Source organism: Pseudomonas sp. NPDC089918, assembly GCF_050280605.1.
In the GTDB taxonomy this organism is placed as follows: domain Bacteria; phylum Pseudomonadota; class Gammaproteobacteria; order Pseudomonadales; family Pseudomonadaceae; genus Aquipseudomonas.
Genome location: NZ_JBNNVP010000028.1, coordinates 23,246 through 35,625 on the forward strand (window position 1 = coordinate 23,246; position 12,380 = coordinate 35,625).

The 12,380-nt window shown below is 59.8% G+C and carries 12 protein-coding genes; 7 read left to right on the top strand and 5 right to left on the bottom strand.

The window, feature by feature from the left end:
- Window positions 1-109: 109 nt before the first annotated feature.
- Together ACQKPC_RS19570 and ACQKPC_RS19575 are read right to left on the bottom strand one after the other, a co-directional pair.
- Complete coding sequence (locus ACQKPC_RS19570; protein ID WP_427625959.1) at window positions 110-835, bottom strand: 4'-phosphopantetheinyl transferase family protein; 726 nt, start codon at window positions 833-835, stop codon at window positions 110-112.
- A 167-nt stretch (window positions 836-1,002) separates the two neighbouring features.
- A complete protein-coding gene (locus tag ACQKPC_RS19575) occupies window positions 1,003-1,794 on the bottom strand; it encodes a dienelactone hydrolase family protein (protein WP_123495870.1) in 792 nt (263 codons plus the stop codon).
- 147 nt (window positions 1,795-1,941) lie between these two features.
- Between ACQKPC_RS19575 and ACQKPC_RS19580 the strand changes: the two genes are divergently transcribed.
- The 4 genes from ACQKPC_RS19580 to ACQKPC_RS19595 all read left to right on the top strand — a co-directional run bounded on the left by ACQKPC_RS19580 (window position 1,942) and on the right by ACQKPC_RS19595 (window position 5,573).
- Complete coding sequence (locus tag ACQKPC_RS19580) at window positions 1,942-2,544, top strand: hypothetical protein (protein WP_052966606.1); 603 nt, start codon at window positions 1,942-1,944, stop codon at window positions 2,542-2,544.
- 189 nt (window positions 2,545-2,733) lie between these two features.
- On the top strand, window positions 2,734-3,411 hold the full coding sequence (locus ACQKPC_RS19585; RefSeq protein ID WP_007899104.1) for a response regulator: 678 nt from the start codon (window positions 2,734-2,736) through the stop codon (window positions 3,409-3,411).
- On the top strand, window positions 3,408-4,754 hold the full coding sequence (locus tag ACQKPC_RS19590) for an ATP-binding protein (protein WP_427625960.1): 1,347 nt from the start codon (window positions 3,408-3,410) through the stop codon (window positions 4,752-4,754). The genes ACQKPC_RS19585 and ACQKPC_RS19590 overlap by 4 nt, the downstream gene beginning before the upstream one ends.
- A 459-nt stretch (window positions 4,755-5,213) precedes the next feature.
- Window positions 5,214-5,573: a DUF6124 family protein gene (locus ACQKPC_RS19595; RefSeq protein WP_427625961.1), complete on the top strand. Its 360-nt coding sequence runs from the start codon at window positions 5,214-5,216 to the stop codon at window positions 5,571-5,573.
- A gap of 126 nt (window positions 5,574-5,699) precedes the next feature.
- Here the strand turns inward: ACQKPC_RS19595 and ACQKPC_RS19600 are convergent, their stop codons facing one another.
- A complete protein-coding gene (locus ACQKPC_RS19600; RefSeq protein WP_427625962.1) occupies window positions 5,700-6,713 on the bottom strand; it encodes an AraC family transcriptional regulator in 1,014 nt (337 codons plus the stop codon).
- A gap of 339 nt (window positions 6,714-7,052) precedes the next feature.
- On the opposite strand from ACQKPC_RS19600, the gene ACQKPC_RS19605 reads away from it, so the two are divergent.
- Both ACQKPC_RS19605 and ACQKPC_RS19610 read left to right on the top strand, forming a co-directional pair.
- Window positions 7,053-8,387 (top strand): dicarboxylate/amino acid:cation symporter, encoded by a 1,335-nt coding sequence (locus tag ACQKPC_RS19605; protein ID WP_038979460.1) that lies wholly within the window; start codon window positions 7,053-7,055, stop codon window positions 8,385-8,387.
- Window positions 8,388-8,532: 145 nt separating this feature from the next.
- Window positions 8,533-9,714, top strand: coding sequence for a CaiB/BaiF CoA transferase family protein (locus ACQKPC_RS19610; protein WP_427625963.1), 1,182 nt, complete (start codon window positions 8,533-8,535; stop codon window positions 9,712-9,714).
- Between the two features lie 110 nt (window positions 9,715-9,824).
- Here ACQKPC_RS19610 and ACQKPC_RS19615 read toward each other — a convergent pair whose 3' ends face one another.
- Entirely contained in the window at window positions 9,825-10,319 is a 495-nt protein-coding gene (locus tag ACQKPC_RS19615) for a SprT family zinc-dependent metalloprotease (protein ID WP_427625964.1), read from the bottom strand.
- Between the two features lie 158 nt (window positions 10,320-10,477).
- A complete protein-coding gene (locus ACQKPC_RS19620; protein WP_030131100.1) occupies window positions 10,478-11,080 on the bottom strand; it encodes a Yip1 family protein in 603 nt (200 codons plus the stop codon).
- 394 nt (window positions 11,081-11,474) lie between these two features.
- Between ACQKPC_RS19620 and ttcA the strand changes: the two genes are divergently transcribed.
- Window positions 11,475-12,299 carry a tRNA 2-thiocytidine(32) synthetase TtcA gene (gene ttcA, locus ACQKPC_RS19625; protein ID WP_008074984.1) on the top strand — a complete coding sequence of 275 codons (825 nt, stop codon included), beginning with the start codon at window positions 11,475-11,477 and terminating at the stop codon, window positions 12,297-12,299.
- Window positions 12,300-12,380 lie beyond the last annotated feature (81 nt).

The window sequence follows — 12,380 nt, forward strand, 5'->3', positions numbered from 1 at the left end:
GCTCGCTCCCACATTGGATCGCCTGTGAACACACAATTTTGTGAACAACAGAGATCAACTGTGGGAGCGAGCCCGCTCGCGATGAGGCCAGAATGACCGCTACACATCCTCAGGCCTTGATACTGACCAGACTCAACAACTGCCCATCCATCACCGCAAACTGCGCATCCAGCTCAGTGCCGTGACGCCATTCACTGGACAGGTCAGTCAGCAACCGCAACCGCACTTCGCCGCCCGCGCTCCACTCCAGCACTTCGGCGTGTTCGAAATAGAAGCGCTTCTGCACAATAGGGTAGAGCGCCTTGAACAGGCTCTCCTTCACCGAAAACGTCAGCGTCACCAGCATTGCCAATTGATCGCCAGCCCCGGCAGCCATGCGCTGCAACTCAGGCTCCGTGAGGATTTCCCCGGCCAGGCGTTCGGCGCGCTCGGCATCGAGCAGGTTTTCCAGGTCCATCCCCAATCCGCGCCAGTGCGCCTTGTTCGCGACTATTGCTGCGGCCCGGCCAGTGCTGTGGGTGATCGAGCCGGTGATGTGCGCCGGCCATACCGGTGCGCGGTCTTCGCCGATGGCGGGAATGAAGCTCAGCCCTTCCAGTTGTTGCAACGCCGCCCGAGCGCAGACTCGCCCGGCGAGAAACTCGGCCTGGCGCTTGGCGACCGAACGCTGGATGCTCGCAGGCGGATCGATGGCGCTGCGCTGGAAATCATCACTGGCCAGTTGCCTGGTATCGAAGTGGGTACCCAACAGGACCGTATCGGGCAGCACAAACGGCAGCGGCCAATGGGCGTCGAGTGGGGTGCAGCAGACGGGTAGGGCGGGGACGGGATTCATGACGGGCATTTTGCCGGGTTGCCTTGAGGCTGGGTAGTAGCTGGGAGCTTGATCGTTCCCACGCTCTGCGTGGGAACGCATCCAGTGACGCTCTGCGTCACACCGTCGAAGGGACGCGGAGCGTCCCGGGCGGCATTCCCACGGGGACCGTGGGAACGATCATTGTGTCAGCCAAATATCTTCTTGAAAAACGCCTGCATGTCCGCCCAGGACTTCTCATCCGCGGTCTTGCTGTAACCAATGTCCGGCCCGCCATGGTCACCGTGGCTCAGGCGATCCGCCTCGGGATTGCTGAACCCATGCTTGGCGCCTTCGAGGGTGACGAACGTGTAGTCGGCTTTGGCCTTGTCCATTTCCGTCTTGAACGCTGCCACGTTTTCCGCCGTGACCATGCTGTCCAGGGCGCCATGCTCCACCAGGACTTTCGCCTTCACGCTGCCAGGCGTCGCTGGCGTATTGGTCACCAGGGCGCCGTGGAAACTCACCACGCCCGCTAGCGGCACGCCTTGACGCGCCGCATCCAGCACCACCTTACCGCCGAAACAATAGCCGATGGCCGCCAGTTTATTCGGATCGGTTTGCGGTTGTTTCTTCAGCAAGTCGAGCCCGGCCTGAAACCGCGCGCTGGCCGCTGCGCTGTCTTTCAATGCCGCTTGCATGAAGGCCATGGCGTCCTTGGCGTGTTCGGTGTTCTTGCCGTCGCCAAACATGTCAATCGCCAGCGCGCTGTAGCCCAGACCGGCCAGATCACGGGCGCGGCGCTTGGCGTAGTCGTTGAGGCCCCACCACTCATGCACTACCACCACGCCCGGGCGCGGGCCTTTGATGGCGTCGTCGTAGGCGTAATAGCCGATCAGCTTGGTGCCGTCGGCACTCTGGTAGGGAATTTCCTGGGTCTGGATGGCGGCCTGGCTGACCCCGCTCAGAGCCAGTAACACGAGGGCGAGGAACACACGCATGATCAAATCTCCATATTAGTAATCGTGAGAACAGCGTAGTCGATTTGATTCAGCTCAGGTTCAGAGTGCGTTCAGGGGCAGTACAGGGAGGGGTCAGTAACCTTGCCCCGTACCCAAAAAGCACATAGCGCATGAGGAAACTCCCCAATGACTACTTTTAAAAAACTGCTTCTGGCTTTCACCATGATGGGCGCCAGTGTGGCGGCCCACGCCGACACCACCAATTTCGCCGGCCTGACCTTTGGCCAGACCAGCGACAAGGTTAAAAAATCCAGCGCCCTGAACGACAACCTCAACCACCCGAACGCCGACGGGGTGATTGGCAAGGACAACACCTGGGGCGTGCGTCTGGGCCAGCAAGACAGCAAGGGCCGCTACTACGCCACTTACGACAACGTATCGGGCTCGCACAATGGCATTAAACTGCGTCAGGAAAACCTGCTGGGCAGCTACGATCTGTTCTACCCGGTGGGCGGCAGCACCAAACTGTTCGGCGGTGCCACGGCTGGTTTGACCAAACTGACCCAGGATTCGCCAGGCTTCAGCCGCGACAGCGATATCGGTTACGCCATTGGCGGCCAGGTCGGTGTATTGCAGCAAGTTTCGCAAAACACCTCGGTCGAGCTGGGTTACCGTTACCTGCGCAGCAACGCCAGCACCGAGATGAGCGAGCGCGGCGGCAGCAAACAGGGTTCGCTGGACTTGACCAGCAGCGCCCAGACCTACCTGTCCGCCAACTACGCTTTCTAAAAAAACGTTTCGCGGCCAGTCGGTTAAGCCGCGCAACCTGTGGGAGCGAGCCTGCTCGCGATGACGGCGGTACCTTCAGCATTAATATTGGCTGACCCACCGCTATCGCGAGCAGGCTCGCTCCCACAGGTCGCCTTGTCAGCCATTGAAGTTTGTCTTTGGAGATGTTGATTTGCCTAGGAGAGCGTTATGAAATTGCTGGTCGTCGAAGATGAAGCGCTATTGCGCCATCACCTGCAAACCCGCCTGACCGATAGCGGCCACGTGGTCGAATCCGTGGCCAACGCCGAGGAAGCGTTGTACCAGGCCGAGCAATTCAACCATGACCTGGCGGTGATCGACCTCGGTCTGCCGGGCATGGGCGGGCTCGATCTGATTCGTCAATTGCGCTCCCGGGGCAAGACGTTCCCGATCCTGATCCTCACCGCGCGGGGCAACTGGCAGGACAAGGTCGAAGGCCTCGCCGCCGGCGCTGATGATTACGTGGTCAAGCCGTTCCAGTTCGAAGAGCTGGACGCCCGGCTCAATGCCTTGCTGCGCCGCTCCAGCGGTTTCACCCAGTCGACCATCGTTGCCGGCCCCTTGCTGCTCGATCTCAACCGCAAGCAGGCCTCCCTTGACGAACAACCGCTGGCGCTGACCGCCTACGAGTACCGGATCCTCGAGTACCTGATGCGCCATCACCAGCAAGTGGTGGCCAAGGACCGCTTGATGGAGCAGCTCTATCCGGATGACGGCGAGCGCGATCCGAATGTGATCGAAGTGCTGGTCGGCCGCTTGCGCCGCAAACTCGAAGGCCCGGCCGGCTTCAAGCCGATCGATACCGTGCGTGGCCTTGGCTACCTGTTCAATGAGCGCTGCACTTGATTCGTTCCCTTCGCGTCCGGCTGATGCTCGCCGCCACGATCCTGGCGGTGTTGTTCATGCTGGCGTTGTTGCCTGCGATGCAGGGGGCGTTCAGCCTGGCGTTGCAGGACTCTATCGAGCAGCGCCTGGCGTCGGACGTCACCACGCTGATCTCTGCTGCCCGGGTGGAAAACAACACCCTACAGATGCCGGCGCAGCTGCCCGACGAGCGCTTCAACCTCACCGACAGCCGTTTGCTCGGCTACATCTTTGACCGCGAAGCTCATCTGGTCTGGCGCTCGAAAGCCACCCAGGAAGAGAAGATCAACTACAAACCGCGTTACGACGGACGCGGTAATGAGTTCGCAAGGATTCGCGAAGCCAATGGCGAAGAGTTCTTCGTCTATGACGTCGAGGTCAAACTGCTGGGTGGCAAAAGTGCGGCGTTCAGCATTGTCGCGTTGCAACCGGTGCGCGAATACGAAATCACCCTCGAAGGCCTGCGGGAAAACCTTTATCTGGGCTTCGGCGCAGCCTTGCTGGTGTTGCTCGCCTTGCTGTGGATCGGCCTGACCTGGGGCTTGCAGGCGTTGCGCCGGCTGAGCCAGGAGCTGGACCAGATCGAAAGCGGCACCCGGGAAAGCCTCAGCGAACAACACCCGCGTGAATTGCTGCGCCTGACCGGCTCGCTCAACCGTTTATTGCACAGCGAACGCGAGCAGCGCAGCCGTTATCGCGATTCCCTCGACGACCTGGCCCACAGCCTGAAAACCCCGCTGACGGTATTGCAAGGGGTCAGCGAAGACATGGCGCAAAAGCCGCAAGAGCGCGAGCAGGCCTGGGTGCTGCAAACCCAGATCGAACGCATGAGCCAGCAGATCGGCTATCAGTTGCAACGTGCCAGCCTGCGCAAAAGCGGGCTGGTGCGCCACCAGGTGCGCCTGCGCCCGGTGTTGCAAAGCCTCTGCGACACCCTGGACAAGGTCTACCGCGACAAACAGGTGCGGGTCGCTTTCGATCTGCCGGAGCAGTGTTACGTGCCGATCGAACAAGGCGCCTTGCTGGAAATGATGGGCAACCTGCTGGAAAACGCCTATCGCCTGTGCCTCGGCGAAGTGCGTATCAGCGTGCGCGAAACCCTCAGCGGGATTGAGTTGTGCGTCGAAGACGACGGGCCTGGCGTGCCACCGGATCAGCGTGCGCGGATTCTGCAGCGGGGCGAACGGCTTGATCGTCAGCATCCGGGGCAGGGGATCGGGTTGGCGGTGGTCAAGGACATCATCGAAAGCTACAGCGCCAAGCTGACGCTGGGGGATTCGCCAATGGGCGGGGCGGCGTTCCGGATTCATTTTCCGGTGGTTTGATCCTGTCACTGATCGTTCCCACGCTCCGCGTGGGAATGCCTCAAGGGACGCTCCGCGTTCCAGCTCTGGAAAGGGACGCGGAGCGTGGGAACGATCATAAACAACGGTGTTTAAAACACATCTCCAGACACTCACTCAGGCTACACATCCTTGCGCCGCTGCCTACGACTACGCCAGAATCCGCCGGCTAGTGCGCCTGGGGCGCGGGCTCTATCCTTTGCCGGTCGCTGACGAATCAGCGATCGGGTTTAGCGATCCGATCCCATACACAGACGCAAAAGCGCCCAAGTTCTGATTGCAGTTTTTAGTGCCTGCAATTCGCGTAATGGTGGCTGTGCGTGGGAGACCTTCGAGTCTACCCGGGGTTTCTGTGACCCGGATCGCTAACCTGCGTACAGCCGCCACCTTTACTTGTTTAGCGATAGGTCGTGGCGGCTCAATCAATCACGGAGTTTCGCCATGTTCAAACCTACACCCAACCCACCTGAAACCGATCCAGCATCCCCCTACGAATCCCTCGATTCGAAAAAACTCAACGAAGCCGCCGACCGCGCCCTCGATTACTACCTCAAACCGGACATTCCCAAAGACACCAAGCGAAAGCCCAGCACCATTTACCATGTCGGCACCGAGGTCGATAACGAAACCCTGCTGGTCAACGCCTGCGAATCCCTGGCATCAGCCAGCATGATGCTCAGCGAGTTCGCCGGATTGATGGACATGCCACATCGCAACATGATGTTGGGGATTCAATCCGTGGTCATGCTCGGGGAGCTGGCCGTGAATCGGGTGCTGGATAACTTCGATCCGCGAGGCTAGCGAGGATGATCGTTCCCACGCTCTGCGTGGGAATGCCTCAACGGACGCTCTGCGTTCGGCTCTGGAAGGGACGCGGAGCGTCCCGGGCTGCATTCCCACGCGGAGCGTGGGAACGATCACTAGAACTCAGTTCTCCTGAGCGCGATAAGCCCCAGGCGTAAGGCCGGTCCATTTCTTGAACGCCCGGTGAAACGCCGACGGCTCGGAAAACCCCAGCTGTTCGGCTATCTGTTGCAACGACAGATCCGCGCGCCCCAGGTGATAAATCGCAATGTCCCGCCGCAACTGGTCCTTCAATTCCTGAAAACTCGTGCCTTCTTCGCGCAAATGCCGCCGCAAGGTTTGCGGGCTGATGTGCAGGTGTGCGGCCACGGCTTCCAGGTCTGGCCAGCGCGCGCTGTCGCGGCTGAGCAAGCGCCGCAGCTGGCTGCTCAGGCTGTCGCCTTCGTCGGGGCGCGATAGCAGGTCGGCGGGGGAGCGCTCGAGAAAGTGCTTGAGGGTTCGTTCGTCCTGTAACAGCGGCATGTTCAGGTAGCGACTGTGAAACAGCAGACTGCTTTGCGCCGTCGTGCTCTTTACGGTGGAAAAGCTCAGCGGGCAGGAAAACAGCAAGTCGTATTCGGCCCCATGTTCGGGCCTCGGGTAGCTGAACGTAGCCTGCTCCAGACGAATGCGCTGGCCGATCAGCCAACTGCCGAACCGATGCCAGATCACCAACAGACTTTCGCTGAGGAAGTGGTCCGGATCCCACAGCGGCGAATCGTCCAGGCTCAGGCGAACCCTGTCGCCTTCGCGGCTCAGCGTCAGACGCGGCGCACCGGGGAACAGGCTGTAAAACAATAAGCCGCGATTGAGCGCTTTCTCCAGCGTGCGGCAGTGGATCACCGCGTGGCACATCATCGCGAAGCTGCCGGGTTTGCTCGGGGCCTGCCCGAAGCCCAGGTATTCGTCGTCCAGGGCCAGCCACAGCCCTTGGATCAATCGGGCGAACTGCTCGGGCGCGATTCGGGCGCGCGGCTCCTCGAGCAACTCGGGGCTGATCCCCAGTTGCTGCAAAAGACTTGAATAGTCGTAGCCATGCCGACACGCGCCACCGAGGGCGGCGCGGGCGAAATGGCTGGCGATGGTGCGTTCGCGCATAGGGGGCAGGTCCGTCCACTGAGCAATGGATGGTAGCGGTGCCCGTCGAGAATGAACAAGGCGGATATCCGCCAAATTGCAGGACGAGGTTTGGCTGATGGGCGGAAATCCGCCACTTCGTAGTGACCGGTCAGTGACCCAAAAAAACCTGCAACCCTTGATGTCACAAGGCTGGCGGGGTTTTTTTCGAAGGTGGCACGGCGCTTGCGATACAAGCCGCAGAGGTCTGCCGGCGTGCAGCTCGACAAAACAAATCCCTCCAGTGCAGGAGGGTTCGCAATTGAGGTGTCAGGGGCAACAGATGGATGTTGTTACTGAGGCACTCTTGAGGAACTTACAATGACGACTCGTCAGCCACTGTATAAATCCCTGTACTTCCAGGTGATCGTTGCCATCGCTATCGGCATCCTGCTCGGTCACTTCTACCCGCAGACTGGTGTAGCCCTCAAGCCGCTGGGTGACGGGTTCATCAAACTGATCAAAATGGTCATCGCGCCGATCATCTTCTGTACCGTCGTCAGTGGTATCGCCGGCATGCAGAACATGAAATCGGTCGGCAAGACCGGCGGCTATGCGCTGCTGTATTTCGAAATCGTTTCCACCATCGCCTTGCTGATCGGCCTGGTCGTGGTCAACGTTGTGCAACCGGGCGCCGGCATGCACATCGACGTGACGACCCTGGACACCAGCAAAATCGCTGGCTTCATCTCGGCCGGTAAAGACCAGAGCATCATTGCTTTCGTCCTCAACGTGATCCCGAACACCATCGTCGGCGCCTTCGCCAACGGCGACATCCTGCAAGTGCTGATGTTCTCGGTGATCTTCGGTTTCGCCCTGCATCGCCTGGGTGCCTACGGCAAACCGGTGCTGGACTTCATCGATCGCTTTGCTCACGTGATGTTCAACATCATCAACATGATCATGAAGCTCGCTCCAGTCGGCGCGTTCGGTGCGATGGCCTTCACCATCGGTGCCTACGGTGTCGGTTCGCTGGTGCAACTCGGTCAGCTGATGATCTGCTTCTACATCACCTGCATCCTGTTCGTGGTTCTGGTTCTGGGCGCCATCTGCCGCGCGCACGGTTTCAGCGTCATCAAACTGATTCGCTACATCCGTGAAGAACTACTGATCGTGCTGGGTACTTCCTCTTCGGAATCCGCGCTGCCACGCATGCTGATCAAGATGGAACGCCTGGGTGCGCAGAAATCGGTTGTAGGTCTGGTGATCCCGACTGGCTACTCGTTCAACCTCGACGGTACTTCGATCTACCTGACCATGGCGGCTGTGTTCATCGCTCAGGCGACTGACACCCCGATGGACCTGACTCACCAGATCACCTTGCTGCTGGTGCTGCTGTTGTCCTCCAAAGGTGCGGCGGGTGTGACTGGTAGTGGCTTCATCGTGCTGGCAGCCACTCTGTCGGCCGTGGGTACTCTGCCGGTGGCCGGCCTGGCGCTGATCCTCGGTATCGACCGCTTCATGTCCGAAGCCCGTGCGCTGACCAACCTTGTGGGTAACGCCGTGGCCACCATCGTGGTCGCCAAGTGGGTGAAAGAGCTGGACGAAGACAAGCTGCAAGTCGAGCTGGCTTCCGGCGGTCGCGGTATCTCCGACGAGCGTGAAGTAGACGACCTGGGTGTGGCTGAAGGCCCAACCCCAGCCAGCGTCAAGTAAGTACTCTGGCTGCATGAAAAACCCGCTTCGGCGGGTTTTTTCATGCCTGCAATTTGAGCGCAACGGTCACCGCCACTGACACATAAGGTGATTGCTGCAATGTCCTCGGCTGCCTAGGCTTGGGGGATTGCACTGGAGAACACTTATGCTCGGTCCACTGGCATCACTCAAGGTTCTGGATTTTTCGACACTGCTGCCGGGGCCGTTCGCCTCGTTGCTGCTGGCAGACATGGGCGCCGAGGTGCTGCGCATCGAATCGCCGACCCGCATGGACCTGCTGCGGGTGCTGCCGCCGCATGATCAAGGCGTGTCGGCCAGCCACGCCTACCTCAATCGCAACAAGCGCAGCCTGGCGCTGGACCTCAAGCAGCCCGAGGCGCTGGAGGTGATCAAGCAATTGCTGCAGGACCACGACATCGTGCTGGAGCAGTTTCGTCCCGGCGTGATGGACCGGTTGGGTTTGGGGTATGAAGCCTTGAAAGCGATCAACCCGAAGCTGATTTATGTGTCGATCACCGGTTATGGCCAGACCGGCCCCTACAAGGATCGCGCGGGGCACGACATCAACTACCTGGCACTGGCGGGCCTTTCGAGCTACACCGGTCGCACCGACAGCGGCCCGGTGCCGTTGGGCATGCAGGTGGCGGATGTCGCGGGCGGCTCGCTGCATGGGGTGATCGGCTTGCTGGCGGCGGTGATCGCGCGACAGCAGACCGGGCAGGGGCAGTATCTGGATGTGAGCATGACCGACTGCGCCTTCAGCCTGAATGCCATGGCCGGTGCCGGGTACCTGGCCTGTGGCGTGGAGCCGGGCAGGGAAGAGCAGATGCTCAATGGGGGTAGCTTCTACGATTACTACCGTTCACGCGATGGACGCTGGTTGTCGGTGGGCAGTCTGGAGCCGGTGTTCATGCAGCAACTCTGCGCGGCGCTGGGCCGGCCGGAACTGGCGGCCCAGGGGCTGTCACCCGAGCCGGCCCGGCAACAGGCGCTCAAGGAGGCGTTGAAAATTGAATTCGAAAAATACGACTTTGCCCAGTTGTGTGAGCTGTTCGCCGGGGTCGATGCGTGCGTCGAGCCGGTATTGAGCCTGGGCGAAGCGGTGCGGCATCCGCAGTTGAAAGCACGGGAATTGGTGACTGAGGTGCCAAGGGGCGATGGTTCGACTCAGGCGCAGATTGCCTGCCCGTTGAAGTTTTCAGCAGGGCTGCCTGAGCCGCGGCATGTTGGCGCGACGCTGGGAGCGCATACCGATCAGGTGTTGGGGGAGTTGGGGTATAGCGCTGAGCAGATCGCGGAGTTGCGCCGTGCCAGGGTCGCTACATAGATCGTTCCCATGCTCCGCGTGGGAATGCATCCCGTGACGCTCCGCGTCACAGTGGACGCGGAGCGTCCATCGCGGCATTCCCACGCAGAGCGTGGGAATGATCATGTGGGTCACTCAACCCGCATCTCGCCACTGAACACTAATGTGCTTCTGCACCGCCGACACAAATACCGCCGCCCCTGTCTCACCAAACCATGTCGCTGCGCCGAAAACGGGAAATCGCTGTCGGGGCACGGGCATTTGTAGATGTAGCGGGTCACGCTACGGCGTTTGACGTCGTAGGTGTGGCAGCGGTTGGGCGGCAGTTCGTAAACACCGCGCATGATCAGTTGCCACTCTTCGCCATGAGGCTGGATGCGGTCGCCGAACAGTTGATGGGCGATCAGGTGCGCGACTTCATGCGCCACGGTCTGCTTGAGAAAGTCTTCGGTGTTTTCCTGGTACAGCTGCGGATTGAAACGCAGCAGGTTCTCGTGCAAATGCGCGACACCGGCTTTTTGCCCGCGCAGCTTGAGGCTCACCACAGGGCGTTTGAAAGGTCGTTTGAAAAAGGATTCGGCTTGTTGGAAACAGTCTTCGACGCGGGTATTGAGTTGCTCGGGCATGCTTGATGGATCTCCAGAGACGTCGAGTATGCCGCAACCCTCGGGACTTGCGAATCGCCGAGGAGCCGAATGGTCGTACCTCCTGCTCTTTCTTGGAGAGTAGAAGGCCGCCTTGCGGCGGCCTGTGTTGGCAGATCTTGTTTTTGGTGGGTGTGTTGCTAATTCGTATAGACCGGCCCCACGCCAAGCCCCCAGACAATCACCGTGAACGCCATGATCGCCACCAGCACCACCAGTCCTACGGCGAGCACCGAGCTTGAAAACAGGAATCCCTCGTCTGATGGAATGTTCATGAAAGTGGGTAGCCCCACATACAGCAGGTACACCGTGTAGCAGATGGCCGCGGTGCCGACGATCATCCCAAGCCACATGTGTGGGTACAGCGCCGCCAGACCGCCGATAAATAGCGGTGTCGCGGTGTAGGTCGCAAATGCAACGCAGCGTGCCAGGCTCGGGTTGGCGTCATAGGTGCGAGCCATCCAGTGGATGAACGCGCCCATCACCGCGACACCGCCGAGCATCGCCAGGTACGACATGATGGTCATCCACAGCGCGCTTTCCATGGTCAGCATTACCGGCGCCCGATTACCAATGACCCAGCCGACCTGCGTGGTGCCGATAAACGCCGACACGGCAGGGATCGCCGCCAGAATCAAGGTGTGCGTGAGGTACATGTGGCTGATGCTTTCCTCCTGGTCGCCACGGATTTCTTTCCATTCCTGGTCAGGGTGGGTGAAGAGCCCCACTACGTGATGGATCATGCCAGTCACTCCTCTTGTTGTTGCCATCGCCCCCCAGCGGAGCGCTTACGGGCCAAAGTGGCCAGGTAAGTACAGGTCTGAATATGTGTGCGACCTTATGCCGCAGTATAGAAAGGAGTTACCGGTAATAGTGCGAGGGGCTTAGAGCAAATCGCGCTGTAAATGTTATGGGTAATCGCCGATGGGTCTGTGCCTGTTAAACCCAGTGGCGAGGGGGCTTGCCCCCGTTGGGTCACGAAGTGGCCCCCAATCAGTCGACTATATTTTCCAAGAGGAACCGCAGTGTTTGTTTTACGACTGCTGCGCAGCCGAACGGGGGCGAGCCCCCTCGCCACAAGTGCAATGTTTTTGCGTAAAATGCCGGCCTTTCGTCACACCTCACGGATTTCGCGTCATGGGCACTCTTACGGTCAACCAGAACAAACTGCAAAAGCGCCTTCGCCGCCAGGCGGGTGAGGCTGTCGCCGATTTCAACATGATTGAAGACGGCGACAAGGTCATGGTCTGCCTGTCCGGTGGCAAAGACAGCTACACCATGCTCGATGTGCTGATGCATTTGCAGAAGGTCGCCCCGATCAAGTTCGAGATCGTGGCCGTGAACATGGACCAGAAGCAGCCGGGCTTTCCCGAGCACGTGCTGCCGGCTTACCTCAAGGAACTGGGCATCGAGTACCACATCGTCGAGAAAGACACCTATTCGGTGGTCAAGGAGCTGATCCCGGAAGGCAAGACCACCTGCTCGCTGTGCTCGCGCCTGCGTCGCGGCACGCTCTACACCTTTGCCGATGAAATCGGCGCGACCAAAATGGCCCTCGGTCACCACCGTGACGACATCGTCGAGACGTTCTTCCTGAACATGTTCTTCAACGGTTCGCTCAAGGCCATGCCGCCGAAGCTGCGCGCCGATGACGGACGCAACGTGGTGATCCGTCCGCTGGCCTACTGCAACGAAAAAGACATACAGGCTTACTCGGACTTCAAGCAATTCCCGATCATCCCGTGCAACCTCTGTGGCTCCCAGGAAAACCTGCAACGCCAGGTGGTTAAAGAGATGCTGCAGGAGTGGGAACGCAAGACCCCGGGCCGTACCGAAAGCATTTTCCGCAGCTTGCAGAACGTAATCCCGTCGCAACTGGCGGACCGTAATTTGTTCGACTTCACCAACCTGCGCATCGATGAAACCGCGGCTTCGCGCTTCGTCAACGTTGTAAACCTCTAAACACAATCACTGTGGGAGCCAGCCTGCTGGCGATAGCGGTGGGTCAGACACATCATTATTGACTGACCCTCCGCTATCGCC